The 24,439-nt window shown below is 52.2% G+C and carries 26 protein-coding genes and 1 pseudogene; 8 read left to right on the forward strand and 19 right to left on the reverse strand.

Annotated features, from left to right (window positions below; genetic code table 11):
• Positions 1–71 precede the first annotated feature (71 nt).
• Positions 72–671 carry an HNH endonuclease gene (locus AXA67_06845; GenBank protein ID KXJ40941.1) on the forward strand — a complete coding sequence of 200 codons (600 nt, stop codon included), beginning with the start codon at positions 72–74 and terminating at the stop codon, positions 669–671.
• A 161-nt stretch (positions 672–832) separates the two neighbouring features.
• Here the strand turns inward: AXA67_06845 and AXA67_06850 are convergent, their stop codons facing one another.
• Positions 833–1,318: a disulfide bond formation protein DsbB gene (locus AXA67_06850; protein KXJ41118.1), complete on the reverse strand. Its 486-nt coding sequence runs from the start codon at positions 1,316–1,318 to the stop codon at positions 833–835.
• A 314-nt stretch (positions 1,319–1,632) separates the two neighbouring features.
• Here AXA67_06850 and AXA67_06855 point away from each other — a divergent pair, with 314 nt between their 5' ends.
• A complete protein-coding gene (locus tag AXA67_06855; protein ID KXJ40942.1) occupies positions 1,633–2,013 on the forward strand; it encodes a hypothetical protein in 381 nt (126 codons plus the stop codon).
• Between the two features lie 141 nt (positions 2,014–2,154).
• Here AXA67_06855 and AXA67_06860 read toward each other — a convergent pair whose 3' ends face one another.
• Positions 2,155–2,673 (reverse strand): hypothetical protein, encoded by a 519-nt coding sequence (locus AXA67_06860; GenBank protein ID KXJ40943.1) that lies wholly within the window; start codon positions 2,671–2,673, stop codon positions 2,155–2,157.
• A gap of 320 nt (positions 2,674–2,993) precedes the next feature.
• Between AXA67_06860 and AXA67_06865 the strand changes: the two genes are divergently transcribed.
• Entirely contained in the window at positions 2,994–3,992 is a 999-nt protein-coding gene (locus AXA67_06865; GenBank protein KXJ40944.1) for an alcohol dehydrogenase, read from the forward strand.
• Between the two features lie 9 nt (positions 3,993–4,001).
• Here AXA67_06865 and AXA67_06870 read toward each other — a convergent pair whose 3' ends face one another.
• Together AXA67_06870 and AXA67_06875 are read right to left on the reverse strand one after the other, a co-directional pair.
• Positions 4,002–4,706, reverse strand: a complete 705-nt coding sequence (locus AXA67_06870) for a hypothetical protein (protein ID KXJ40945.1) — start codon at positions 4,704–4,706, stop codon at positions 4,002–4,004.
• Positions 4,707–4,715: 9 nt separating this feature from the next.
• Positions 4,716–6,374, reverse strand: coding sequence for a mercuric reductase (locus AXA67_06875; GenBank protein ID KXJ40946.1), 1,659 nt, complete (start codon positions 6,372–6,374; stop codon positions 4,716–4,718).
• A 288-nt stretch (positions 6,375–6,662) separates the two neighbouring features.
• On the opposite strand from AXA67_06875, the gene AXA67_06880 reads away from it, so the two are divergent.
• Together AXA67_06880 and AXA67_06885 are read left to right on the forward strand one after the other, a co-directional pair.
• Positions 6,663–7,433, forward strand: coding sequence for a hydroxyacylglutathione hydrolase (locus AXA67_06880; protein ID KXJ40947.1), 771 nt, complete (start codon positions 6,663–6,665; stop codon positions 7,431–7,433).
• Complete coding sequence (locus tag AXA67_06885) at positions 7,433–7,903, forward strand: hypothetical protein (protein KXJ40948.1); 471 nt, start codon at positions 7,433–7,435, stop codon at positions 7,901–7,903. Before AXA67_06880 ends, AXA67_06885 begins: the two co-directional genes overlap by 1 nt.
• Here AXA67_06885 and AXA67_06890 read toward each other — a convergent pair.
• Positions 7,888–8,544: a transcriptional regulator gene (locus AXA67_06890; GenBank protein KXJ40949.1), complete on the reverse strand. Its 657-nt coding sequence runs from the start codon at positions 8,542–8,544 to the stop codon at positions 7,888–7,890. The two genes, AXA67_06885 and AXA67_06890, sit on opposite strands and share 16 nt — an antisense overlap.
• A gap of 510 nt (positions 8,545–9,054) precedes the next feature.
• On the opposite strand from AXA67_06890, the gene AXA67_06895 reads away from it, so the two are divergent.
• The 3 genes from AXA67_06895 to AXA67_06905 are packed head-to-tail and all read left to right on the forward strand — an operon-like array spanning position 9,055 to position 11,730.
• The gene (locus tag AXA67_06895) at positions 9,055–10,233 is read left to right on the forward strand and encodes a peptidase M20 (protein KXJ40950.1); all 1,179 of its coding nucleotides are present in this window, start codon (positions 9,055–9,057) and stop codon (positions 10,231–10,233) included.
• Positions 10,220–11,350, forward strand: a complete 1,131-nt coding sequence (locus AXA67_06900; protein KXJ40951.1) for a hypothetical protein — start codon at positions 10,220–10,222, stop codon at positions 11,348–11,350. The genes AXA67_06895 and AXA67_06900 overlap by 14 nt, the downstream gene beginning before the upstream one ends.
• 53 nt (positions 11,351–11,403) lie before the next feature.
• Positions 11,404–11,730 (forward strand): hypothetical protein, encoded by a 327-nt coding sequence (locus tag AXA67_06905; GenBank protein ID KXJ40952.1) that lies wholly within the window; start codon positions 11,404–11,406, stop codon positions 11,728–11,730.
• A 165-nt stretch (positions 11,731–11,895) separates the two neighbouring features.
• On the opposite strand, the gene AXA67_06910 is transcribed toward AXA67_06905, so the two are convergent.
• From AXA67_06910 to AXA67_06975, 14 genes and pseudogenes are all read right to left on the reverse strand, one after another.
• The gene (locus tag AXA67_06910; GenBank protein ID KXJ40953.1) at positions 11,896–12,285 is read right to left on the reverse strand and encodes a stringent starvation protein B; all 390 of its coding nucleotides are present in this window, start codon (positions 12,283–12,285) and stop codon (positions 11,896–11,898) included.
• Positions 12,286–12,287: 2 nt separating this feature from the next.
• The gene (locus AXA67_06915; GenBank protein KXJ40954.1) at positions 12,288–12,905 is read right to left on the reverse strand and encodes a stringent starvation protein A; all 618 of its coding nucleotides are present in this window, start codon (positions 12,903–12,905) and stop codon (positions 12,288–12,290) included.
• Between the two features lie 84 nt (positions 12,906–12,989).
• Positions 12,990–13,706, reverse strand: a complete 717-nt coding sequence (locus tag AXA67_06920; GenBank protein KXJ40955.1) for a hypothetical protein — start codon at positions 13,704–13,706, stop codon at positions 12,990–12,992.
• A gap of 197 nt (positions 13,707–13,903) precedes the next feature.
• Positions 13,904–15,127 (reverse strand): annotated as a pseudogene (locus AXA67_06925) (cytochrome B).
• 1 nt (position 15,128) lies between these two features.
• Positions 15,129–15,737 (reverse strand): ubiquinol-cytochrome c reductase iron-sulfur subunit, encoded by a 609-nt coding sequence (locus AXA67_06930; GenBank protein ID KXJ40956.1) that lies wholly within the window; start codon positions 15,735–15,737, stop codon positions 15,129–15,131.
• 230 nt (positions 15,738–15,967) lie between these two features.
• Positions 15,968–17,053, reverse strand: coding sequence for a histidinol-phosphate aminotransferase (locus tag AXA67_06935; protein ID KXJ40957.1), 1,086 nt, complete (start codon positions 17,051–17,053; stop codon positions 15,968–15,970).
• Positions 17,050–18,354 carry a histidinol dehydrogenase gene (locus tag AXA67_06940; protein KXJ40958.1) on the reverse strand — a complete coding sequence of 435 codons (1,305 nt, stop codon included), beginning with the start codon at positions 18,352–18,354 and terminating at the stop codon, positions 17,050–17,052. Before AXA67_06940 ends, AXA67_06935 begins: the two co-directional genes overlap by 4 nt.
• Positions 18,351–18,986 carry an ATP phosphoribosyltransferase gene (gene hisG, locus AXA67_06945; protein KXJ40959.1) on the reverse strand — a complete coding sequence of 212 codons (636 nt, stop codon included), beginning with the start codon at positions 18,984–18,986 and terminating at the stop codon, positions 18,351–18,353. The genes AXA67_06940 and hisG overlap by 4 nt, the downstream gene beginning before the upstream one ends.
• A gap of 349 nt (positions 18,987–19,335) precedes the next feature.
• Positions 19,336–20,595, reverse strand: a complete 1,260-nt coding sequence (locus AXA67_06950) for a UDP-N-acetylglucosamine 1-carboxyvinyltransferase (protein ID KXJ40960.1) — start codon at positions 20,593–20,595, stop codon at positions 19,336–19,338.
• Positions 20,588–20,923, reverse strand: a complete 336-nt coding sequence (locus AXA67_06955) for a hypothetical protein (GenBank protein KXJ40961.1) — start codon at positions 20,921–20,923, stop codon at positions 20,588–20,590. The genes AXA67_06950 and AXA67_06955 overlap by 8 nt, the downstream gene beginning before the upstream one ends.
• A gap of 17 nt (positions 20,924–20,940) precedes the next feature.
• Positions 20,941–21,426, reverse strand: coding sequence for an outer membrane lipid asymmetry maintenance protein MlaD (locus AXA67_06960; protein KXJ40962.1), 486 nt, complete (start codon positions 21,424–21,426; stop codon positions 20,941–20,943).
• Positions 21,427–21,430: 4 nt separating this feature from the next.
• Positions 21,431–22,210, reverse strand: coding sequence for an ABC transporter permease (locus AXA67_06965; protein ID KXJ40963.1), 780 nt, complete (start codon positions 22,208–22,210; stop codon positions 21,431–21,433).
• Positions 22,204–23,010, reverse strand: a complete 807-nt coding sequence (locus tag AXA67_06970) for an ABC transporter ATP-binding protein (GenBank protein ID KXJ40964.1) — start codon at positions 23,008–23,010, stop codon at positions 22,204–22,206. Before AXA67_06970 ends, AXA67_06965 begins: the two co-directional genes overlap by 7 nt.
• 130 nt (positions 23,011–23,140) lie before the next feature.
• Positions 23,141–24,199: a DNA repair photolyase gene (locus AXA67_06975; protein ID KXJ41119.1), complete on the reverse strand. Its 1,059-nt coding sequence runs from the start codon at positions 24,197–24,199 to the stop codon at positions 23,141–23,143.
• Between the last annotated feature and the right edge of the window lie 240 nt (positions 24,200–24,439).

Here is a 24,439-nt window from a genome sequence, read left to right on the forward strand (position 1 = left end):
TGAAGTCCGCATGTGCATAAGTATTGACTTTGATCTTTTGATTTGCGCAGAACGTTGAGTGTGGAGGTCTCATGAGTTCGCTTTCTTTGCAGGTTTTGAGGACAGATGCTTCGGGCATGCCAATGGAATGGATAGATTATCAGGAGGCTGCCAAGCTTTATTATCTTGAGCAGGTGGCATACACATGCGGGACTTTATTATATACGATTCATGGCGGCATCAATGCCCGTACAGGTCAACGCAGCATCATCGAAGTCAACTCCATTATCGCTACCTATGGATACAGCCATCTGACTCGAAAGCAGGGGGTCAATTATACTCCGCCTTTGAGCAATCGCACTTTGTTCAGGCGGGACAATCATCTCTGTTTGTATTGCGGTGTGCGATTCCGGCACAGTGACTTATCCCGGGATCATGTGACGCCTTTGAGTCAAGGGGGAAGCGATACTTGGAACAATGTCGTAACCGCCTGCAAGCGTTGTAATAACCATAAAGCAGGCAGAACCCCTGAGCAGGCGGGGATGGAGCTGATTGCCATTCCTTTTGTACCGACCCATGCGGAATATATCTATCTCCAGGGGCGGCGTATTCTTAGTGATCAGATGGATTTTCTGCGCGCCCATTTTCCGCGGAAAAGTCCACTCCATGCGCGCTTGAAACAATCCAATTAAGGAAAGTCTGAATAAATCAGACTTTCCTGCGGTACATGGATGTGCCGCCAAAATTAATCGCAACAAGCGATTGATTTTGAACAAAAAACGAAAATCACACTTTTCGTTTTTTGTGCTCTGAGAATTCAGGGATGAATTATTCAGAGCTTCCTTAAGTTGGGTTATTTTCTGGCTAACCACAATGCCCAGCCAGCCAAGCCTAAAAATGCGATAAGCGTCCAGGCCGGGATACTCATCCCCAGAAAGGTCCAGAGCACGTCTGCGCATTCTCCGGTGCCGGAAAGCAACAATTTGATGGTTTTGGATAGAGGGAAATGTTCAAATACATACGCTAGTCCTGGGCCACAGGCGGGTACTTCTTCCTTGGGCAGGTTTTGCAGCCAAACGTGGCGGGCCGAGACTGCCGCGCCGGCCAAAGCTAACACCGTGGCCCAACCGGCATAGATTCTTCTCCCCAAAGGCCCTGGATTGTGAAGGGTTGCCATGAGAAAAACAATCCCTGTTCCTAGTACGAAGACCCTTTGGGTAATGCACAAAGGACATGGTTCTAATTCTTTCACAAATTGAAAGTAGGCGGCGACAGATAAAAGAACAGCGCAAAAAGCAAAACCTAGAAAAAAGCCGAGGCGGGGGGAGATAATCATAATCGCTTTATTCATTTGAAAATAATCGTTAAGGTGTTGATACCATAACAGAATTTAGCTCATGCTAAAATCGAATCACGCTTATTTCGGCATCTGTCGGGGCAAGGTGACACTTTGAAAAGCTTTTCTATCAACCGGTTGCAAAATCTTGATTAATTTGCGTCGTTAATATGCGACATAAACAGTATGGGAAAGACTTTGTGTATTTATATAATAGATTGATTTTATTGAAAAATATAAAAGTTGGCACTCTGTGTGCGAGGGTTAAGGTGTCAACATTATTGACTTGAGATTAATTGTATTTAGAGGTGTTTTGTATGTATAAGAAGATTAGCTTGGCTGTGATTATTGCAGCTTTTTCCGGCATGACAATGGCTGAAGAAAGTGGCCTTTTAGGCGCTGCCCAAGAAACGGCTGAAAGCGCGGCAACTGCAGTTGAGCAATCAGCTGAAAATGTCATGGGCGCGGCTCAAGAAGATGCGCAAAAAGTGGCTGAGTCTGCCAAAAGCACTGGTCTTTCTGACCTGGATGCTGACAAAGACGGCGTGATCAGCGCCGAAGAAGCGCAGGCCAATCCTGATTTGGCTAAAAGCTTCGAGTCTGTTGATGAAAATAAAGATGGCAAGATTGACGCGGCTGAGTTCGCGCAGTTTGAAGCTATCCAATCGCCAGCGCCAGAGGGCACCAGCGCTGAGTAATTTTTCAGTATTTCGGTAGAGGGAAATGCCGGTTTTCGACGGATCCGAGCCGTTGAAAAAAGAGGAAGCTGAAGCGACACCTTCAACTTCCTCTGTCTGAGAAGTCCAGGGAGGACTTGTTCAGACTTTAGTTTCCCCGTCTCAGGGAGTGCTTGCCAGGGAAGGCTCTTTTTTTACAATGTTCATGGATGGTGGCGTACAGCCTGCCAGCGTTAAGCGGGGCGGCTCCAGGGAGAAGGAGAACGGCGTCAATTTCGCAAGCACATTTAGGCCCAGAATGTGGCGCCTGCCATTGGGGAAAACGGCCACTTCAACATCTTCCACCATGCAAATGTCTCCCAATGCCAACTTTTTGATCCGATAAAGTGGCACTTCAATTTTGGTGCCATCTGCTAGTATACCGCTTTGGTTACGGATAAAAGTGGCATCTCCCGATGCTTTTAGCGCCGTCAAGGTTTTTTTATCGATGGTCGAGAAGCTCGATCCAGTATCCACCAGCAATTTGATCGGCTGAAGATGGCCAAATTGGCCTTCAATATAGTAAGTGCCGGTGCCCGGGTTATGCAAGGCGACAGAGGAGAGAATTTCACCACTGTGAACATGCAGGGAAAAGCAGGCTAATCCAAGCCAAACCCAATATTTCAATAATCTGACGCCCATTCTTCGCTACCACCAGTTGGATTTAAAAAAGTTTCAAAAAAACCAGCTAATGCTTGCTTTTTTGAAAACTCTAAGGAAACTCTAGTTTATTCAGAGTCTCCTGCGACACAGGGAGGTGTCGCCAAAATCAGTCGCTGCCAGCGATTGATTTTGTGCAAAAAAAGAAAATCACACTTTTCTTTTTTTGTGCTCTGAGAATTCAGGGATGAATTATTCAGAGCTTCCCTAATAAAAAGCGTAGTTGAGCCTTTGCTTTTTGCCTAGCGCTCTCCCTTATAATGAGAGGTGCTTCACAAAAAGTAAGAAACTTGGAGGGAGGAATGAAAGCAATCATAGTGGAATCCTCAGGTGGACCGGAGGTCTTGCAACTCTCCGTGGTTGAAACCCCGGCTATTCAGCGGCCAAGTCAAATCCTGGTCAAGCTGAAAGCGGCAGGTGTCAATCCCATTGACTACAAAATCCGTCAAAATTTAGATCGTTTTCCCGTGACGCTGCCTGCCATTCTTGGCTGTGATGGCGCGGGTGTTGTAGAAGCTGTTGGCTCTGACGTTACCCAATTCCAGCCCGGAAATGAAGTGTATTTTTACGAGGTGGGCTTCAACGGCCGTCAGGGCACTTATGCTGAATATGCCTTGGTGGATGAGGCATTAGTAGCCCATAAGCCTAAATCTCTGACTTTTGAAGAGGCGGCCGCTGTGCCATTGGTCATGATTACCGCTTGGGAATCGCTTTATGATCGGGTTCAAGTTCGCGATGGCATGCAAGTTTTGATTGAAGCAGGTGCCGGCGGGGTCGGTCATATTGCTATCCAATTAGCCAAGATAGCGGGTGCTCGCGTGGCGACGACGGTTAGTACTGCGGAAAAGGAAAAATTTGTGGTTGATTTGGGCGCGACTTATCCGATCCGCTACCGGGACGAGGACGTGGTGCAAAAAATCAAGGATTGGACCCGGGATGCGGGGGTGGATATTGCTTTTGATACGGTAGGGGATAAGGTGTTCTCCCAATGTTGTGAATGCACCAAGGTTTACGGTGACGTGGTTACGATTCTTGAACCTCCACCGGAGATGGATTGGATGCCATCACGGGTGCGGAATCTGAAAATCTCTCTGGAGATGATGCTGACCCCGGTGCTGATGGAAATGCCCGAATGGATGAAGCACCAGGGTCATATTTTGAAAAGCGCCGCCGAGTTGATTGACCAGGGCAAAATCAAGATCAAAGTCTCCCGGACCTTCGCCTTGGAAGAAGCTGATGAGGCTCACCGTTACCTTGAAACTCAATCCCCGATGGGGAAAGTGGTATTGGTGATTGAATAGTATTTCCCGTTACCCAGAACGCCGGTTTGGATCTGCTTCCGAGCCGGCCAGAGGCACGCCGCCCTTAGCTTCACACTCCTGTGGCGTGACGTACAAATACCCGCGGCCGCGGCAGTCATTTTGCCCGGCGCAGGCGTTAAAGGCCGTGGCGCACGCGGTGGTGCCCTTGCAACTGTTGATTCCCCAGCATGCGATTTGCCCTTCCTCGGCTTGCGGCGCAAAACGCTCGACGGATTTGGATAACCCATAGAAAACCCCTGCCGCAGCGACACTGACCGCAGCGCCAGTCACCAGGCGCCTTTGCTTGTCAATGGGTTCCTGTTGTGGCGGGCAAGCCAGGCCGGCCTTGCCGCGCCGGCTTTCCCTAAAATCCCAGATTTGCCCGGCGATAAATACCACCAATCCCGTATAGATCGCCCAGTTTTGGGGTGAGAGTCCTGTCACGGTAAACCACAAAGCAAATGTGGACAACATGCCGCCTCCCAGCGCCAGCCAGAACGGACCGGTATTGCCCCGCCGTTGCCCGTTTCGATATAGCAACCATAAGCTCAAGCCGATAAATCCAACAAACAGGGGAAACAGGTATGCATCGTTAATCAAGAAACCCAGGCCAACCGCGGTGACAGCCGATAAAGCCAAGGGCAGTCCCAGGCAGCAAGCGGCTGCAAAAGCGGCGCCAAAGGTTCCTAGCCATTGTCCAATTTTTTCTTTCATGGTTGCCTCCTATCCTGCGCAGCAAGAAAGTTGTTTCACATCTTTGGAAAAGGTCTGGGCGCAAAGTTTTAGCCCCTCGACCATGGTGAGATAAGGGAAAAGTTGTCCGGCCAGGTCTTCCACCGTCATATGGGTGCGGATGGCCAATGCGGCGGTCTGTATGATTTCCCCACCTTCGTGGGCCAGTACTTGAGCGCCCAACAATTTGCCACTGCCTTTTTCTGCCACCAGCTTTATAAAGCCGCGGGTTTCAAAATTGGCCAGCGCCCGGGGGACATTATCCAAGGTCAAGGTGCGGGTTTCGACTGGAATTCCCTGTTCATTCGCGCGGCGCTCATCCAGGCCTACCGTTGCTACTTGGGGATCGGTGAAAATCACTTCTGGCAACACAGACAAATCCAGTTTGGCCTGCCCGCCGGTCATATTGATGGCGGCGCGGGTGCCAGCGGCGGCGGCGACATAGACAAACTGAGGCTGGCTGGTACAGTCACCGGCGGCATAAATATGGGGGACGGAAGTGCGCATATATTCGTCCACTACGATGGCGCCATTGGATTGGGTGGCGACGCCGGCCTTTTCCAAATTCAGGCTGCCAGTATTGGGTGGACGGCCAGTGGTGATCAAGAGCCGATCGCAAGTCAGCTTGCCGGCATTGGTTTCCAGGATGAAACGGCCTTTTCCCAGCAGCGATTTTCGGTATTGTACCGAACTGGCTTGGGTATTGGTGAGTACTTGCATCCCTTCGTGTTCCAAGCATTCCTGCACGGTTTCCCCAATGGCGGGATCTTCACGGTAAAGAAGCGTATGACGGGCAAGCAGGGTGACTTTTGATCCCAGTCTCAAATAAGCCTGGGCCAATTCCAAGGCCACCACTGACGAGCCGATGACCACCAGATGCTTGGGCAGCTTTTCGGCAATCAAAGCTTCCGTGGAGGTCCAAAAAGGGGTTGCTTTTAATCCGGGAATGGGTGGAATGGCGGGAGAGGATCCGGTGGCGATGAGAATCCGGTCTGCCGACAGGGTTTGGGTTTGGCCGTCAGGTAGAGTGATAATCAAGGTTTGGGGATCTGCGAAAGCAGCCGTTCCGCGGATTAATTGGATCTCGGGGTGGGCGGCGAGTATATCTTCGTACTTGGCGCTGCGTAGTTCCTGAACCCGGTTTTGCTGTTGAGCTACCAGTTTTGCCCGGTCAATTTGGGGTTGATGATGCTCAATGCCTTGGAAGGGATGGGCCCGCTGCAAATAGGCGACATAAGCGCTGCGAATCATGATTTTTGACGGCACACAGCCGACATTGACACACGTGCCGCCAATAATGGAATTTTTTTCGATCAAATAGATTTTTTTTACCCCGCGCTCTATAGCCTTGAGGGCGCAGGCAAACGCCGCCGACCCGCTGCCAATAATGGCAATGGTCAAAGACTCTATGGGTTTTTCTGGTAGAGGGCCTGATTTATCTAAAATGCTGGCGCGGTAGCCTTTTTCTTCAATAGCGTTGATTAAGGTGGATAGCGCCACATCGCCGCCATTTTCCAGCTCCAGCCAGGCAAGAGATTCTTGGTAGGAAACTTTGGCGGAAACGCCGGGGAGTTCATTGAGCTTTTTTTCCAACCCCGGCGCACACGTGGGGCAGGTCATGCCTTCGATTTTTATAACGTGGGTGCTCATGCATGACTCCTGGTTTGTTTAGGGTGATTGTAAGTATGCATGCCGTACCTAACTACGGAGTCAAGCCATTTCTGATGTTACGCAACTTACGGGAAGAATAGCGCCGTCACACCCTCTCCCCAACCCCTCTCCCTCCCCCGCATGCTGGGAAGGGTTGGGGAGGGGGGGCCCTGTCTTGCCCGCAAGCCAATGCCTGGATTCCTTGGCAAACCGCTCACTTCGTTTGAGAGCTGACATGCGTGATATCAGTTATACCTTATAATGAGGGCAACCAAAGTGGAGGGATCTATGCTTGAAATCATCCAAATCCCCGTCCTTAGCGATAACTATGTCTATTTATTACATGACCCGGACTCTGGCATGACGGCGGTGGTAGACCCGGCAGTGCCGGAGCCTGTATTGAGTGTTTTGGAAACCCGGGGTTGGCGGTTAACGCATATTTTCAATACCCACCATCACTGGGATCATGTGGGCGCGAATGAAGTGCTCAAATCCAGCACCGCTTGTGAAATCGTCGGCTTTCAAGGGGATGCCCGGCGGATTCCCGGGATTGATCGGCTGGTGAGCGAAGGGATGACCGTCGAGTTGGGGGCGATAAGGGGGGAAGTGCTCGAAGTACCGGGTCACACCCGCGGACATATCGCCTATTGGTTTGAAGACAGTGACGCGGTATTTTGCGGGGATACCTTGTTTGTCCTGGGTTGTGGCAGGCTGTTCGAGGGAAGCGCGGAACAAATGTGGCATTCCTTATGTAAACTGAGAGCGCTGCCAAAATCCACCCGGGTTTATTGCGCGCACGAATACACCTTGAGCAATGCGCGGTTTGCATTGAGTATCGAACCAGACTACCCGCCTTTATTGGAAAGAGCGAAACAAGTAGAGGCGCTGCGCCGTGAGGGGAAGCCAACCGTGCCTTCAACCATTGGGGAGGAATGCCTTACCAATCCTTTCCTGCGGGCCGAAGACCCGCTATTACAGGCACGTTTGGGAATGAAGGGCGCACCAGCGGTGGCGGTATTTGCTGAAATTAGGCGAAGAAAAGATCACTTCCACGGCTGATGGCTTTCACTGTTATTTCCGGAGGACAAACTGGTGTGGACCGGGCGGCGCTGGATGTGGCTTTGACTTTGGGCGTGCCGTGTGGCGGATGGTGCCCGGAGGGACGGCAAGCCGAAGATGGCCCCCTTTCGCCGCATTACCCATTGCGCGTGTTGCCTGGCGCTGACTACCAGGCCCGCACCCGCCGGAATGTGATAGACAGCGACGGCACTTTGATTATTTATTTTGAAGAACTGGAAGGCGGCACTGCTTTGACTGCAAAGTTTTGCCTTGAATTGCATAAACCTTGCAAATTGATTGATGGAGCGGAGATTGCGCCCTTGCAAGCTGCGGAAGCGATAAGGCGATTCGTGAGGCGGCATAGCATAGAGTCGCTGAATGTTGCCGGTCCCCGGGCGAGCAAGGCGCCTCGCGCCTATGCTTACACCCGGGAGGTGCTGACAAAATTGTTGTCTCAGCGCATCCCGTAGACAACAATGGTTTTTCCACGGGCGCTGAGCAGTCCTTCAGCTTCCAGTGTTTTGAGCACCCTGCCCGCCATTTCCCTAGAACAACCAACAATCCGCCCTAGTTCTTGACGGGTAACCCGGATTTGCATGCCGTCGGGATGGGTCATGGCATCGGGCTCCTTGCATAAATCCATTAAAGTCCGGGCGATGCGTCCGGTCACATCTAGAAATGCCAGATGACCCACTTTGCGGCTGGTTTGCAGCAAACGTCTCGAGACTTGCCGGCCCAGCGTGCGTAATAGTTCGTTGGCGTAAGGCGCCAGCTCGCCTTCCAAAACTTGTTCCAAGTGTTTATAGCTGATCTCCGCCAACTTGCAGGGTTCTTTGGTGCGGACTGTGACGGCGCGGGTGTTTTCCCCCAAAAAAACACCCACCTCGCCGATGAACTCTCCCTTATTGAGATAGCCTAAAACCATTTCACGGCCACTGTCTTCCTGAATGCTTACGGAAACAGAGCCTTCCATGATGTAGTACAGAGTATTGCCCGGATCACCCGGTTGGATGATCGGGGCCTTCGAGCGGTATTGCCGGCGCCGGCAGCAGTTAAGGAATGCTTCGATAAAGTCTTGGTTTTCGACAACAGGTTCTGGTGTTTGAAGCATGCTTTGCCCGCAGTGTAACTCGTCCTTGTTTAAGTCTAGGCGAGATTTGGTGATTGTAAAGGTGCCTTTTCCGTGCTGATTTTATTGGTTTGCCTTGGGCTAGATCGGCTCCTTTATGGCTTTTCACGGTACAATCGATTAAAGATAGTGGATTTTTTACACTAGCCCGGATATTTCACCAGCCGGATTCGGGCTTTCCCATAATTAACTGATTTTTATGGATAAAATGCTTAAGCTTCATGATTTCCACGAAATCCAGATTGGATTCAGCCCGAATCCTATCCCGGCCCTGGCTTGTCTAGGCACGTCTGGGCTTGGGCTTCCTTCAAGCCGTAAGCTTAAGGCTATGCCTTTACTCCGGGCGTCCTGCCCTCCGCCCCTGACGGGGCCAGCGGAGCTGTTCCAAATCGCTCCCGGCGATTTGGTCAGTCCAGCCCTGCGCCCAGCCGCACCTGTCCTGCGCCATCATCCGGGATGCTGGTGAAATATCCGGGCTAGGAGCGAAAGGCCATGATTGATCAAGCATTCGTCGATAAATTATTCCCCCATTGGGTAGAACTTCGGAGGGAATTGCACCGCTATCCGGAGTTGGCTTTCGAAGAAGTGGAAACCGCCAGAAAAATCATGGCTGAACTGGATCGTTTGCAGATTCCGTATGAATATCAAGGCAAAGGCGGGGGCGTGATTGGCCGGATTGACGGTAAAATCGGCGTCCATGTGCCTACTGTTGCCTTGCGCGCGGATATGGACGGACTGCCCGGCACGGAAACCACCGGTCTGCCTTTTGCTTCCGAAAATCCTGGCAAGATGCACGCTTGCGGTCATGACGCTCACGTCACCATGGTATTGGGGGCGGCGGCTTTATTGCGAGAAAATCCGCCGCCGGGAAAGGTTTTGTTCGTCTTTCAGCCTGCCGAGGAAAGCGGCGGGGGCGCTCGAGTCATTCTTAAATCAGGCGTGTTAGAAGGGGTTCGGGCGATTTTTGGCGGTCACGTGACGCACCATTACCGGGTAGGAGAAATCATGGTGGCTGAGGGCGTGATCACCGCGCAATCCGATAGTTTCACCATTCACATCCATGGCCGGGGTGGTCATGGCGCCCGTCCCCATGAAGCCATTGACGCCGTGGTTATTGCCGGTTTTTTGATTACCGCAGTACAAACCTTGGTATCGAGGGAGATTGATCCTTTGCACCCCTCGGTGATTACCATCGGTCAAGTCGAGGCTGGCAGTGCGCCTAACGTGATTGCGGAAAGCGCAATGCTGCGGGGAACCATTCGAACCACACTGCCTGAAGTGCGTCGTCACTTGCACCGTGGATTGAAGCGAATGGTCAATGCGTTGGCGGATCTCCATGGCGCTGAAATTGAGTTGGAAATTCGGGAAGGCTATCCTCCGGTAATCAACTCTCCCACAGAAACGCAAATAGCCTGCCGCGCTGCGGAGGCAGTGGTAGGAGAGAAAGGCGTAGTGGCAATGGATCATCCCAGCATGGGGTCGGAAGATTTCGCCTTTTATTTGCAAAAGATAGCCGGCTGTTATGTGCGTTTTGGTGCTCGTAAGCAGGAAGAAGAATACATACCGCTGCATAGCCCAGCCTTTGATATCAACGAAGAAGTACTCAAGGTCGGCGCAGCTTATTTTGCCGCAGCAGCTTGGGAAGCGTTAAAGACCTATGAGCAAGGATGATCCTCTGATTTTCAAGGGTTCCAAACAGCGTACCCTCGGTCTGGAGTGGGAGCTTCAACTGGTGGATCAAGGCACCTTGAATTTGGCGGACAAGGTGCTGCCGCTGATGGAAGCTTTTCCCGATATTCAGTGGATTCAACCCGAGTTTATTCAAAGTTGTATTGAGATCTCTTCAAAAGTTTGCCATGGCATATCTGAACTGGAAGCCCATGTGCATGCAGTGCTTAAGGATCTTTGTCAACGAAGTAAAAACCTTGGGGTGCTCTTATGCGGCGCAGGTACTCACCCCATCTGCCAGCGGTTGGCATTGATTACGCCACTGCCCCGTTATTTGAGGCAACAGGCCTTGTACGGCTATTTGGCCCGTAATCAGATCACTTTTGCCAGCCATGTTCATGTGGGGATGCCGTGTGGCGAAACGGCAATCGCACTGATGCGGGAAGTCAAAGCGTATTTACCCGTCTTAATTGCCATTAGTAGTAGCTCCCCTTTCTGGCGCGGCTATGAAACGGGATTTGCGTGCTACCGGCAAAGAATCTTGGCCTCCGGCCGCAGCTTTGGTATTCCTCCCTCTTTTGCGGACTGGTCCCGGTTTTGTGAGTTTTTTTCCCTTTCCCAGCGGGCAGGCATTTTCGAAAACATCGACGATATTCACTGGGATATCCGCCCCAGGCCAGCACTTGGGACTTTAGAAGTGCGGGTAATGGATTCCCAAACCTGTCTCGAGGATGCAATATCCCTTGCCGCATTTGTGGTGTGTTTAATCGAATATCTGCAATCGACTTCTGAAAAAGATCGGCCAGCCATGCTTCCCAAGCCCTTGCCTTGGTGGCTTGAGAAAGAAAATTATTTCCAAGCCAACCGAGCAGGCTGTGAGGCCCAATATATCGACAAACGGGGCAATATCTTAGCGTTAAAAGAAATCATTGAATGTCTATGGTCTGAGTTATTACCCTGCGCTTCGGCGATGGAGTTGCTTTGCTATTTTGAACATTTGCACCAGAGAATCGTGTCGGGAGTAAGCTGGCAGCGTCAATTGCAGTGTTATAAGAAAACCGGAAATTTACACGACGTCGTCATGCTACTGGTGGATGAACTCTGGGAAGGGTTGGGTTAGGTGGGCGGGGGGTGATCTGCTACAATCCAAGGCAGCAAACATCAAGGACATCTATGGCTACCAAACAAATATTTAAAGTTGCTTTCGTCAATCAGAACCAAGTCTATGAGATCTATGCAAAGCGTGTGTATCAAGGGGATTTGTATGGATTTGTCGTCGTCGAGGATTTCGTGTTTGGCGAGGCCAGTTCCATTGTGGTGGACCCCAGCGAGGAAAAGCTGAAGGCTGAATTCGAGAACGTCAAGCGGAGTTTCATTCCCATGCACGAAATCATCCGCATTGACATGGTGGAAAGGCGGGGAACGGCAAAAATTTTGCCTCTCAAAGAGGTTGGTGGAAGCAGTAAAGGCCCTTCTTTTTATACGCCGGACAAGAAGTAAGGTTGTTTCAAGCGTTTAGGGATTTATATGCGTACTCAAGCGCGCGTCATTCCGGGAGAATTTTTGCGAAAGCAGGATGAGAGTTGAACGATTCTGGTTAGATAGAAAATATCGACCCGGAGGGCATATGCACTGACACTTGGATTCCCAGTGGAACGATTACGGTCATTTCACCACTTTCAGGGTAGGCCGTTTGGGTTTCTCCGGCGTTTTCTTGGGAGAGCTAGGCGGTGGGGTGTCACCATCGGTTTCCTCATCAAAGATCATGCCCTTGCCCGTTTCTTTGGCATAAATCGCCAAGACTGCTTGTATCGGTACATGAACCTGCATTGGCGTGCCCCCAAAACGGGCTTGGAAAGCGATTTCTTCATTACCCATCAACAAGTTTACGACTGCTGCAGGATGCAGATTGAGCACAATGCGGCCATCTTGCACATATTGCCGTGGCACGATCGCCTGCTCCTGGTCTGCATCCACCAGGATATAAGGTGTCATTTCATTATCGACAATCCATTCATAAATCGCGCGAATAAGGTAGGGACGCAGTGGTGTCATGGCTAGGCAGAAATCTTTTCGGGTAAGTGACCCATTTCCAATTCAATATCGCTCAAGCTTCGTTGGAAGCCATCGCGGGCGAAAATCCGGTTGGCATAAGCTTGAATAGCTTGGGCTTCCCTAGGGAGTTCAATGCCAATTTTGGATAGCCGCCACATCAAGGGCGCCAAGGCGCAATCCACCAAGGAAAATTCTTCGCTCAGGAAATAGGGTTTGGAAGCAAAGATTGGCGACGCGGCTATCAATCGCTCCCGTAATAATTTGCGAACCTTGGCGGCCTTTTTATCCACCGAGGCTTCGATCTCGTTGAGCAGGCTAAACCAATCCCTTTCAATTCGGGATATCAACATCCGGGCCCGAGCCCGTGCCACCGGTTCCATCGGATGCAAGGGCGGATGGGGAAACCGCTCATCCAAAAATTCCATAATGATTTTTGGGTCGAATAGTACCAGTTCCCGGTCAATCAAGGTGGGTGTATCGCCATAGGGGTTGAGATCGATAACATCCTCGGGTGGATTGGCAGGGTCAATGTATTCGATGTCAGCCTGTATGCCTTTTTCAAACCAGACCACGCGGACTTGGTGGCTATAGGGGCAGAAAGGAGAACAATACAGTTTCATTATATTTTGGCCATTGAATATAACAATCCGAAACCTTAATGTTGCGGAATTGAATAGGACTGCACTATATTATCACGCAACACGTCAATGAATTTCTTTCCAATACGCTTTCTTGAGCCGGTACATAATGAAGGCCAAGATAATCAAATAAAATAAAACATATTTACCGAGTTTTAATCTATCCAATTGCGCTGGTTCGGCAACGTAATTGAGAAAATTGACCAAGTCAGTCACTGCCCGGTCAAATTCTGTTTTGGATAAGGTGCCAGGAGAGACCTGTTGTAATTTTACAATGGTGGGTGTGCCCTTCTTCTCCTTGATTACAGCTTTTTGCATCCCCTGAAGATCCCACAATACATGAGGCATTCCCACGTCTCTAAACACCCAATTATTCACCCCGAAAGGACGCTCCTCATCCTGGTAAAAACTGCGCAAAAAAGTGTAGACCCAGTCCGCGCCTCTGGCCCGAATACGCTCGGACAAATCTGGGGTGGGCAGACCGAACCATTTTTCCGCATCTTCAGACGGCATGGCAGTTGACAGGGTTCCAATAGGTTTGTCCAACCAGGGGAACAGATTCTTCAGTTCATCATCGGATAGCTTCAAGTCTTTTTGAATGCGTTTGTAGCGCATATGCTTGAGAGAGTGACACCCAATACACCTTTCTCCGTAAAGTTTTGCTCCGCGTTGTAGAGATTCGGTATCAAAGATATCCAAGTCGGGTGTTTGTAATGGCGCGGTTAATTCTGCCGCTACCATCCTTGGAAGACTCAAAAACAACGCAAAAATTAAATGCTTCATAGGAATTTTCTCAGGATTTTGTTGTTTTTAATCATTGTCTGAGTAGCTGACCAGGCTTCGGCCGCCTTTTTGTATAGTGGCAAAGATTGGAGTATGGCCTGGATTTTTTCTAAAACAGGGCGCAATAGCTTCCAGATCATGCGGGCAAGCGCCGGGGTCCAGCCCTCCCGTTCCAGGAAAGGTTTGGGCGGCCAAACCACCCGTTCCGGTACTGGCTTGGTGATTTCCATGCGGGTGTAGATCGGCATGAAAACGAAGAAGGCAAAATAGATAATGGTGAAAATAATGCCGAAAAATGCCGCCGTCGGCGTGGGTGGAATCGTACCCAAATAGCCCAGGGCCAAAAAGCTGATCACAAACAAAGCCAAAGCGATTTTGTAGGTAATACCCCGGTAACGGATAGAGCGTACGGAACAGCGGTCCAGCCAAGGCAGGAAAAACAAAATAAAAATCGCCGCGAACATGGTCAACATGCCACCGAATTTACTCGGAATCGCCCGCAGAATGGAATAGAAAGGCGTGAAATACCACACCGGGGCGATGTGCTCGGGGGTTTTCAATGGATCGGCGGGAATGAAATTGGGATGCTCCAAAAAGTAACCGCCGAAATCTGGTTCATAAAACACAATCCATGCGCAAATGGTGAGGAAAACCGCAGCCGCGAAAAGATCCTTCACCGTGTAATAAGGGTGGAAAGGAATGCCATCCAGGGGCACGCCGTTTTTGTCCTTCTTTTCCTTGATATCGATGCCGTCGGGATTGTTGGAGCCTACTTTATGCAGGGCCACAATGTGTAAAAATACCAGGAACACCAAGATGAGTGGCACCGCAATCACATGAAAGGAGAAAAACCGGTTCAAGGTGACGTCGGAGATGACAAAATCCCCGCGTATCCAGGTGACTAGATCATCACCAATCACCGGAATGGCCCCAAACAGGGAGATAATCACGTTGGCGCCCCAGTAAGACATTTGTCCCCAAGGCAGCAGATAACCCATGAAGGCCTCCGCCATCAGCGCCACATACATGGACATACCCAACAGCCACACCAGTTCCCGCGGTTTTTTGTAGGAGCCATAAAGCATGCCCCGGAACATGTGCATATAAACGACGATAAAAAACATCGAAGCGCCCACTGCATGCATGTAGCGGATCAGCCAGCCCCAATCCACATCGCGCATGATCATTTCCACGGTATCGAAGGCGCGGTCAGCCGAGGGTTTGTAATTCATTGTCAGCCAGATCCCGGTGAGTATCTGATTCACCAGGACCAGCAGCGCCAAGGAGCCAAAGAAATACCAAAAATTGAAGTTTTTGGGGGCGTAATACTTGGCGAAGTGTTCGTTCCAAACTTTCAGTAAGGGAAAACGCTCATCTATCCAAGCGAGCAAGCGGCTTCCACAATCTTTGCATTCGTTCATGTCAGGCCGATGCCTCCTGTTGTTCTTCTTCTCCAACGACAATGCGGGTATCTGTCAAATAGCGGTACGGAGGGACTTCCAGATTGGTTGGCGCGGGGACTTTTTTGTACACCCGGCCCGCCAGGTCAAACCGCGAGCCGTGACAGGGACAGAAAAAACCGCCCAGCCAGTCTTTGCCAAGATCGGGTGGCGCCACTTCGGGCCGGTAAGTGGGGGAGCAGCTTAAATGGGTGCAGACCCCCACCGCCACAAAAATTTCAGGTTTGATAGAGCGGTAACGGTTTTTGGCAGCCTCTGGCTGAATGGATTCCTCAGATAAGGGATCCCGCAGCAAAGGTTCCAGTTTGGGTAGGGTTTCCAGCATTTCCTCGGTGCGTTTCAACGCCCAAATGGGTTTGCCGCGCCACTCGACCCGAATGAGTTGCCCGGGCTCCAGCTTGGCGATATCGACTTCAATGGGAGCGGCGGCTTCCAGGGTGACAGCGCTGGGCTTCAAATAGCCAAGAAAGGGCACTGCGGTCATCGCAGCGCCGGCGGCGCCTACAACCGCTGCGGTTTGGGTGAGAAACTTGCGTTTCTCGAGATCGATCTGACTATCGTCTTGACTCATGACGAAGACTCTCCTCCAAATTCGGCCTGGCGGTGTTATATAAATTTCGTTGCTAGAAGGCAAGCAATTAATGTGCCATTAAAAGCTTGCCGAGAGAAAGACGCCAGTTGCCGTTGTGTTTTTATTAAGGTTGCATATGCTTTTTGCCTTGGATTTTGGCGTTTATCAAGGCCACTGTCAATGTCCTGCCCGGATTACCAGGCTGGCGGATAGGCTGAAACCCATTGATTTTATAGGGGTAGCGCGGATTGCAGTGCGGCGAAAAAAACCGCATTTTCTTCAGGGGTGCCGATGGTCACCCGCAGGCAATTGGTTAATAACCCCCCTGCGGGATGCAGGTTTTTAATCAAGATTTTTTGCTGCTTAAGCTTGTGAAAAACCGCGTCTGCATCGGGAACACGGAAGAGAATAAAATTGGCCGCGCTGGGAAAAGCTTCCACCTGGGGAAGTTTTTGTAGTTGCTGAAACAGTTTGGTGCGGTCGCTCCGGATTTGGGCGGTTTGCTGCTCGAAAACGTTGGCATTGGCCAGGGCAAATTCCGCGGTGATTTGGGTGAGGACATTGATGTTGTAGGGCAATCGCAGTTTGTCCAATTGTTCCAGCCAGGCGGGATGGCCGGCCAAAAATCCAAGACGCAGTCCGGCCAGTCCCAATTTCGACAGGGTGCGCATGACCAGTAGATTATCGAACTGATTCAGGCGATCCATGAATGTCGCCTGGGCGAAAGGTGCGTAAGCCTCGTCCAGGATTACCAGGCCCGGCGTCTTTTTGATGATTTCAGCAATAACTGTTTCATCAAACAAGTTACCGCTGGGATTGTTGGGGTAGGCGAGAAAAATAAGCTGTGGTTGATATTGTTTGATGGCGGCCAGCACTTTTCCGGCATCCAAAGAGAAATCACTTTGCAGCGGCACGCCGACAAAATTCAGTCCCAAGCTGATGGCCAGTTGTTGATACATGACGAAAGTGGGTTGTGGCGCCATGACCGTTGCTTCGGGCTTGCCCGCCAGGGCCATCAGCAGGATTTGGATGATTTCATCAGAACCATTACCGAGCAGGATTTCCATGGTCTCTGGTACCTTGGCGTGTCGCCGCAGGGTATTCTTAAGGGACTCAGGCTGGGGATCCGGGTAACGGTTGGGTTGAATCTCCCGGAGCTTGCTCAACCACGCCTCAACCATCTCAGGTGGCCAATGATAAGGATTTTCCATGGCATCCAGTTTAACGAATCCTTCCGCGGAAGGAACGTGATAGGCATTCAGCGCTAGAATTTCCGGACGGAAAAACGCGGTAATTTTATCGTTGAGATTGGTCATCGTTTGATCCGGTATTCCGCGGAACGGGCGTGGGCGGTCAAACCCTCGCCACGGGCCAGGATGGCAGCGGTTTCGGCAAGTTTAGAGGCGCCTTCGGGGGAGCAAAAGTTGAGGGTGGTGCGCTTTTGAAAGTCATAGACGCCCAGCGGGGAAGAAAATCTCGCGGTGCCGGAGGTGGGCAGCACGTGATTCGGGCCGGCGCAATAATCTCCCAATACCTCGGCGGTATAAGCGCCCATGAAGATGGCGCCTGCATGGCGGATTTGGGAAAGCAGTGCTTCGGGATCGGTTACCGCCAATTCCAGATGTTCCGGCGCAATGATATTGGCTATCTGACAGGCCTCGTCCAGATCTTTGACTTCGATCAAGGCACCGCGCCGGGACAGAGAGGCGTGGATGACTGTTTTTCTTTCCATGGCGGGCAGTAGCTTGTCAATGCTGGCGGCCACTTGTTGGATATAGCTTGGATCCGGGCATAGCAAAATTGATTGGGCATTTTCGTCGTGTTCTGCCTGGGAGAATAAATCCATGGCGATCCAATCCGGTTCAGTGCTGCCGTCAGCAATGATTAAAATCTCGGAGGGACCGGCAATCATGTCGATCCCCACTTGGCCAAACACCAGCTTCTTGGCGGTAGCCACGTAGATGTTGCCGGGACCGACAATTTTATCAACTTTGGGAATGGACTGCGTGCCGTAAGCCAGCGCCGCGACAGCTTGCGCGCCACCTATGCGGAAAACCCTGTCCACTCCGGCGATGGCGGCGGCGGCCAGGACCAAATCATTGATTTCCCCATTGGGGGTGGGGACGACCATGATAAGCTCGGGTACTCCGGCGACTTTGGCGGGAATCGCATTCATCAACACCGACGAGGGATAGGCCGCCTTGCCGCCTGGAACATACAACCCCACCTTGTCTAAAGGGGTAACTTGTTGGCCCAGCATATTCCCCAAAGCGTCAGTATAGCGCCAGGATTCCAGCTTTTGATGCTCGGCATAGGCGCGGATGCGTTCGGCGGCAAAGCGGAGAGCTTTGGTTTGCCGATTGGGTATAGACTGCAATGCTTGATCTAGCCGCGATTTGGGCAGTTCAAGTTCACTAATGGAAGCGGCCCGGAGATTGTCGAAACGTTGGGTATAGTCCAAAACCGCCGTATCGCCACGGGATTTGACCTGCTGAAGTATCGTCTGCACTGTTTGCAGCACGGAAAGATCCTCCTCGTCATTCCATGCCAACAGCCGGTCGAGCTTGGAAGGAAAGTCAGGGTCAACGCTGGAAAGCCGCTGCATTGCAATAGTCATGGCATGGCCTCGGCGGTAACCGCGGTTTCCAGGTCGCGGATTAATTCCTTGATGCGTTCGTGTTTCATTTTCATGGCGGCTTTATTGACGACCAGTCTGGAGCTCACGTGCATGATCAATTCCTTGGGTTCCAAGCCGTTGGCTTTCAAGGTATTGCCGGTATCCACCAAATCAACGATACATTCCGCCAGCCCTATCAAGGGCGCCAATTCCATGGAACCGTAAAGTTTGATAATTTCCGCCTGAATCCCCTGACCGGCGAAATAGCGCTTGGCGGTATTGACATATTTGGTTGCCACCCGCAGCCGCCTGCCTTGCCACTCTTCCCCCGCTTTGCCGGCGGTCATCATTCGGCAGCGGGCGATGCCCAGATCCAATGGCTCATAGAGCCCTCCCGCCCCATGCTCCACCAGCACGTCCTTGCCGGCAATACCGGCATCAGCCGCCCCGCAGGCGACATAAGTCGGCACGTCCGTGGCGCGAATAATCAGCAAACGGACATCTTCTTGATTGGTGGGCAGGATTAATTTGCGCGAGGTTTCCGGATCACAAGCAGGTTCAATTCCCGCAGCCGCCAACAGCGGCAGTGCTTCCTGGTAAATCCGGCCTTTGGAAACGGCAATGGTAAGCATTTAAATATTGTCCTCAACTAATTTAACAACCCATATTCCGGACTTTCGCTTGCCAGGGTATTCAGTCTTTCTTCCGAGGGTGTCGGCAGCAAGGATGCTGCCGTCAAGTTCCCCAGAATCGCATCATTTAAACACCTAAAATATTGATTGCCGGGGCAGGTGGTCTGCTTCGAAAACCTCGCCGGCAGGGAGGCCGGCGTGGAGACTAGAGGGAAGTATTCACGGCGTTTTTCGAAGCAGACCACCTGCCCCGGCTTGAGTAGATAACGCAGCCCTGACAAGTTCCCAGGGAAGGGCTTACAACGTCTCTCGGAAGAAATACTGAATACCGTGGCCAATGATTTCATTTTCACGCTACCCGGCGGATAACAGCACCCAATTGGGCGAGTTTCTCTTCAATTTGTTCATAGCCCCGGTCAATATGATAAATCCGGTCAACGATGGTTTCATCCTGGGCCGCCAGCGCCGCCAGCACCAGGCTGGCCGAAGCGCGCAGGTCGGTGGCCATGATTGGCGCGCCCTGGAGTTTTTCCACGCCCCGGCAAATGGCGGTATTGCCCTCGATAGTGATATCCGCCCCCAGGCGGCGTAATTCCAGCACATGCATGAAACGGTTTTCAAAAATGGTTTCAGTGATGACCCCGACGCCTTGGGAAATACTATTCAGCGCCATGAGTTGAGCCTGCATATCCGTGGGGAAGGCGGGGTAGGGAGCGGTACGCAGGGAAACCGCCCGGGGGCGCTTTGGCATGTCCAGTTCAATCCAATCGCTGCCGGTTTCGATTTCAGCCCCGGCTTCCTTGAGCTTATCCAATACCGAATCCAGTAGGTCGGGACGGGTTCGAGTGGTTTTGACCCGGCCTTGGGTGATGGCGGCGGCGGTCAGATAGGTGCCGGTTTCGATTCGGTCGGGTTGTACTTCGTAATGCAAGCCTGGCTTTCCCAAGGTGTCTACCCCTTCGATTTCCAGTACATCAGTACCGATACCTTGAATTTTGGCCCCCATCTGGTTGAGAAAAAGCGCCAGGTCGGTCACTTCCGGTTCCCGGGCGGCGTTTTCTATGATGGTCTTGCCTTGCGCCAGCACCGCGGCCATGAGCAGATTTTCCGTGCCGGTGACGGTGACTTGATCTAGCACCAAGCGGCTGCCGTTAAGGCGTTTGGCCGTGGCGTGAATGTAGCCGTTTTCCACCTGAATTTCAGCACCCATGGCGGTCAAGCCTTTAAGGTGCAAATCCACGGGCCGGGCGCCAATGGCGCAACCGCCCGGCAGGGATACCACGGCCTCTCCAAACCGGGCCAATAAAGGTCCTAGCACTAATATGGAGGCGCGCATGGTTTTGACCAGTTCGTAAGGAGCCAAAGGCGAGTGGATATGGCTGGCGTCGGCTTCAATCACCATTTTCTCGTCCACGAGGAACTTAACCCCCATGCCGCCCAACAGTTCCAGCATGGTGGTAATGTCCCGCAGATGGGGTATATTGCCCAGGGCTACCGGGATTTCCGAGAGCAATGTCGCCGCCAGAATGGGCAAGGCGGCGTTTTTTGCGCCAGAGATAGGAACTTCGCCGCACAAGCGGCGGCCCCCTTCAATCAGTAGTTTATCCATGGTTACAGGGGAGAAGGGACTCTAAGTCATAGACTTGGGCAATGGGATCCAGTTGCGGCGGACATTGCCGGTAGGTCAAGGTTTTCCCAAATTGTTTCGTCATTCTCAACCATTCCACCAGTAAAGCCAGCCCCGCGCTGTCAATGCGCTGGACGTTGCTCAAATCAATAACAATGGACGAAGGCGCTTTTTCTAAGTGTTTGCGGGAAGTTTTCCAAAGGGTGGCGGCGGTGAAAAAAGTCAAATCGCTTTCCACCAGGAAATGCCCATTGCCCGTCTCCACCAGTCTGGGTGTCGCTGTATTGGAAGGTTGCGAGGGGGATGTCATGGGAATGTGCGGTTTGCTTATTCTTTTGGCGGATCGGGCGCTTTATCACTGGCTTTCATGAAAAAGCGGCCAATCAGCTCTTCCAAGACCAGCGCCGATTGAGTGATCTCAATCTCATCGCCGTCTTGCAGATAATCAGGACTGCCACCGGCTTCCAAAGCGATATATTGTTCTCCCAACAGCCCAGCGGTATAGATGCTGGCAATGCTGTCATCCGGCAGTTTATTGTATTTAGGCTGGATTCTCATCTCCACCATCGCTTCGTAATTTTCATCGTCCAAACTAATGTTGGAAACCCTACCGATAGTGACACCGGCTACCTTGACCGGGGATCGTACCTTGAGACTGCCGATATTCTGAAACCGCGCATAGAGATGATAACCTTTGCGCTGATCGCCATATTCACTCAAGTTGCTGACTTTCATCGCCAGCAGAAATAGCGCCGCCAGCCCCAGGGCGACGAAAAACCCAACCCAAATTTCAATCATTCTCGTGTTGTGCATTCCCTTAATCTCCAAACATCAGCGCTGTGAGGACAAAGTCCGATCCTAATACTGCAAAAGCCGAATAGACCACCGACCGGGTCGTGGCCCGGCTTACCCCCTCGGAAGTGGGGGTCGCGTCATAACCTTCGAATACCGCGATCCAGGTGACAATGACACCGAATACCAGGCTTTTGATCACACCGTTGACAATGTCCTCCTTAAAATCGATGGCGGCCTGCATCTGGGACCAGAACGAACCTTCGTCCACCCCCAACAGCCCCACGCCCACGAAGTAGCCGCCGTAAATCCCGATAAAACTGAACAAGGCCGCTAAAAGCGGCATGGAGAAAAAGCCGGCATAAAACCGGGGCGCAATCACCCGGCGCAAGGGATCGACCGCCATCATTTCCATACCGGAAAGCTGTTCGGTAGTTTTCATCAAGCCGATTTCCGCGGTCAGGGCCGATCCCGCCCGCCCGGAAAACAGCAGCGCCGTCACCACGGGCCCAAGTTCCCGCACCAGGGAGGCGGCAATCATCACCCCCAGGGATTCCTCAGCGCCAAAATCCGACAACACGTTGTAGCCTTGCAGCCCCAACACCATGCCGACAAAAAAACCGGACAAGCCAATCAATAAGATGCTGAGTACGCCGACCACATACATTTGCTGGATCAACAAACGGGGACGGATCACGATTTCCAGGCTGCCGGACAACACCTGGAGCATGAAAACATTGGCGCGCCCCAGTTTGGCAAAGCCAGAAAGCGTGGTGTGGCCCAAGCGTTGCAGTACCCCTAGCATTCCAGCAAATCCTTTTCGTAATCGGGCGCTTGATAATGAAACGGCACCGGCCCGTCGGGCAGACCGTTGAGAAACTGCCGAACCCAGGGCGAATCGGTTTCCTCCAATTCCGCCGGTGTCCCTTGACCAACTACCTTACCCTCGGAAATCACATAAATATAATCGGAAATCGATGCCGTTTCTTGCACATCGTGGGATACTAAAATACTGGTCAGCCCCAATGCTTCATTCAGAGTCTTGATCAATTTGATCAAAACTCCCATGGAAATTGGGTCCTGGCCGGTAAAAGGTTCGTCGTAGAGGATCATCATCGGGTCCAGGGCGATGGCCCGGGCCAGTGCCACCCGCCGCGCCATGCCGCCGGATAATTGGGCCGGCATCAAGTCCCGTGCGCCGCGCAGGCCGACGGCCTCCAATTTCATCAACACCAGGGTGCGGATCATGGATTCCGGCAGCCGGGTATGTTCCCGCAGCGGAAAGGCGACATTTTCGAAGACATTCAAGTCGGTCAGCAAGGCGCCGGTTTGAAACAGCATTCCCATTCGTTTTCGCAGTTGGTACAGTTGGCCCCGGGACAGCCGGGGGACTTCCTTGCCATCCACCAAGATGGTTCCTGCCTGGGGGCGCAATTGGCCGCCAATGAGTTTGAGCAAGGTGGTCTTGCCGGTGCCGCTGGGGCCCATGATGGCGGTCACCGAACCGCGCCTGATATCCATATCCACGCCGTCGAAAATCCGCCGCTGGCCTCTGGAAAAGACCAGCCCGCGAATACTGACGATGACATCCTTTTCCCTGTTCATTGGTAATGACTAATGTTTCGATTGCGTTTCAAAATATTGCATTGTCCCCGACCTGGGGAGGTGAAGTCAATGGAAGCCGCTTGTCTCCCTTTTACATATTAATTTACTTTTCCGGGGAGGCAGAGGGTCTTCAGAACAACGTCATTTGCCCGGGTTGTCCGCGAAAGCGGCTGCAATCGAGGGGAGGTGCCGGTTGGTCGAGTTTGTATTTACGGACGGCGAGAAGGAAGCGCTTGCCAATCAGTTCGGCGAAGATGCCTTCGCCCCGGAGCCGGTGGCCGAAGCGGGGGTCATTGGCACGCCCGCCCCGGGTATCGCGGATGCGGTTGAGCACGTGATCGGCTTTGTCGGGAAAGTGGACGCGGAGCCACTCTTCGAACAATCCGGCGACTTCCAGGGGCAGGCGCACCAGCATGTAAGCGGCCGTTTGGGCGCCCGCCTGGCTGGCGGCTTCCAGAATGGATTCCATTTCCGGGTCGGTGAGTACGGGAATCACGGGCGCGACCATGACATTGACTGGAATGCCAGCCTCACGCAGAGCCGTGACAGCTTGCAACCGGCGGTGAGGCGCACTGGCGCGCGGTTCCAGCTTGCGGGCAATACCGGGTTGCAATGTAGTAATGGACAGGTTGACCTGAACCAGTTGTTTTTCCGCCAGGGAAGCCAGTAAATCCTTGTCCCGTTCCACCAGGGCCGATTTGGTGGTGATGGTGCACGGATGGTGGAATTCGTCAAGCACTTCCAGAATCTGGCGGGTGATCCGGTATTGCCGCTCAATGGGTTGATACGGGTCGGTATTCGCGCCCAGGGCGATGGGAGAACAGCGGTAACCGGGTTTTTGCAATTCCCGGCGCAGTAATTTGGCGGCATCGGGTTTGGCAGTCAGTCTGGATTCGAAATCCAGCCCCGGGGACAAGCCGAGATAGGCATGAGTGGGCCGGGCGTAGCAATAGATACAACCGTGTTCGCACCCCCGGTAGGCGTTGATTGATTGTTCGAAGGGAATATCCGGGGACTGGTTGCGGGCGATGATGGTGCGGGGGGATTCGAGCGTAACTTCGGTGCGAAGCGGTGCGGGATCGTCATCGTCTTCCCAGCCGTCATCCACCGCTTCGTGGTGATATTGATTGTAGCGGCCATCCTGATTGCTGACCGCGCCGCGGCCTTTGGGTTTTTCCGGGGGTATCATCGCCATGTGTATGGATTGCCAAGTTTAGACATTATGAGCACTGAGCTTTGATTTCCTGACCCATAATTCGTTTATGATCGGATCGTAGCCCAGTTACGCCGGTTTGGCTACCTGCATTTTTCGAGGACGATTGCAGACACGGTTCTGGAGGCCATGTTCTTCCAAAAACCGTCTCTGAACCTGTCAGGAATTTTTTGTGCGCTTTGATAGGATGTAGTATCATAACTACAATCTGGCCCA

It is taken from the genome of Methylothermaceae bacteria B42 (genome assembly GCA_001566965.1).
Taxonomy (GTDB): domain Bacteria; phylum Pseudomonadota; class Gammaproteobacteria; order Methylococcales; family Methylothermaceae; genus Methylohalobius.

Coding starts and splice junctions, on each gene's coding strand:
- AXA67_06845 (KXJ40941.1), top strand. CDS start 72: ATGAGTTCGCTTTCTTTGCAGGTTTTGAGGACAGATGCTTCGGGCATG.
- AXA67_06855 (KXJ40942.1), top strand. CDS start 1,633: ATGTATAAGAAGATTAGCTTGGCTGTGATTATTGCAGCTTTTTCCGGC.
- AXA67_06860 (KXJ40943.1), bottom strand. CDS start 2,673: ATGGGCGTCAGATTATTGAAATATTGGGTTTGGCTTGGATTAGCCTGC.
- AXA67_06865 (KXJ40944.1), top strand. CDS start 2,994: ATGAAAGCAATCATAGTGGAATCCTCAGGTGGACCGGAGGTCTTGCAA.
- AXA67_06870 (KXJ40945.1), bottom strand. CDS start 4,706: ATGAAAGAAAAAATTGGACAATGGCTAGGAACCTTTGGCGCCGCTTTT.
- AXA67_06875 (KXJ40946.1), bottom strand. CDS start 6,374: ATGAGCACCCACGTTATAAAAATCGAAGGCATGACCTGCCCCACGTGT.
- AXA67_06880 (KXJ40947.1), top strand. CDS start 6,663: ATGCTTGAAATCATCCAAATCCCCGTCCTTAGCGATAACTATGTCTAT.
- AXA67_06885 (KXJ40948.1), top strand. CDS start 7,433: ATGGCTTTCACTGTTATTTCCGGAGGACAAACTGGTGTGGACCGGGCG.
- AXA67_06890 (KXJ40949.1), bottom strand. CDS start 8,544: ATGCTTCAAACACCAGAACCTGTTGTCGAAAACCAAGACTTTATCGAA.
- AXA67_06895 (KXJ40950.1), top strand. CDS start 9,055: ATGATTGATCAAGCATTCGTCGATAAATTATTCCCCCATTGGGTAGAA.
- AXA67_06900 (KXJ40951.1), top strand. CDS start 10,220: ATGAGCAAGGATGATCCTCTGATTTTCAAGGGTTCCAAACAGCGTACC.
- AXA67_06905 (KXJ40952.1), top strand. CDS start 11,404: ATGGCTACCAAACAAATATTTAAAGTTGCTTTCGTCAATCAGAACCAA.
- AXA67_06910 (KXJ40953.1), bottom strand. CDS start 12,285: ATGACACCACTGCGTCCCTACCTTATTCGCGCGATTTATGAATGGATT.
- AXA67_06915 (KXJ40954.1), bottom strand. CDS start 12,905: ATGAAACTGTATTGTTCTCCTTTCTGCCCCTATAGCCACCAAGTCCGC.
- AXA67_06920 (KXJ40955.1), bottom strand. CDS start 13,706: ATGAAGCATTTAATTTTTGCGTTGTTTTTGAGTCTTCCAAGGATGGTA.
- AXA67_06930 (KXJ40956.1), bottom strand. CDS start 15,737: ATGAGTCAAGACGATAGTCAGATCGATCTCGAGAAACGCAAGTTTCTC.
- AXA67_06935 (KXJ40957.1), bottom strand. CDS start 17,053: ATGACCAATCTCAACGATAAAATTACCGCGTTTTTCCGTCCGGAAATT.
- AXA67_06940 (KXJ40958.1), bottom strand. CDS start 18,354: ATGACTATTGCAATGCAGCGGCTTTCCAGCGTTGACCCTGACTTTCCT.
- hisG (KXJ40959.1), bottom strand. CDS start 18,986: ATGCTTACCATTGCCGTTTCCAAAGGCCGGATTTACCAGGAAGCACTG.
- AXA67_06950 (KXJ40960.1), bottom strand. CDS start 20,595: ATGGATAAACTACTGATTGAAGGGGGCCGCCGCTTGTGCGGCGAAGTT.
- AXA67_06955 (KXJ40961.1), bottom strand. CDS start 20,923: ATGACATCCCCCTCGCAACCTTCCAATACAGCGACACCCAGACTGGTG.
- AXA67_06960 (KXJ40962.1), bottom strand. CDS start 21,426: ATGCACAACACGAGAATGATTGAAATTTGGGTTGGGTTTTTCGTCGCC.
- AXA67_06965 (KXJ40963.1), bottom strand. CDS start 22,210: ATGCTAGGGGTACTGCAACGCTTGGGCCACACCACGCTTTCTGGCTTT.
- AXA67_06970 (KXJ40964.1), bottom strand. CDS start 23,010: ATGAACAGGGAAAAGGATGTCATCGTCAGTATTCGCGGGCTGGTCTTT.
- AXA67_06975 (KXJ41119.1), bottom strand. CDS start 24,199: ATGATACCCCCGGAAAAACCCAAAGGCCGCGGCGCGGTCAGCAATCAG.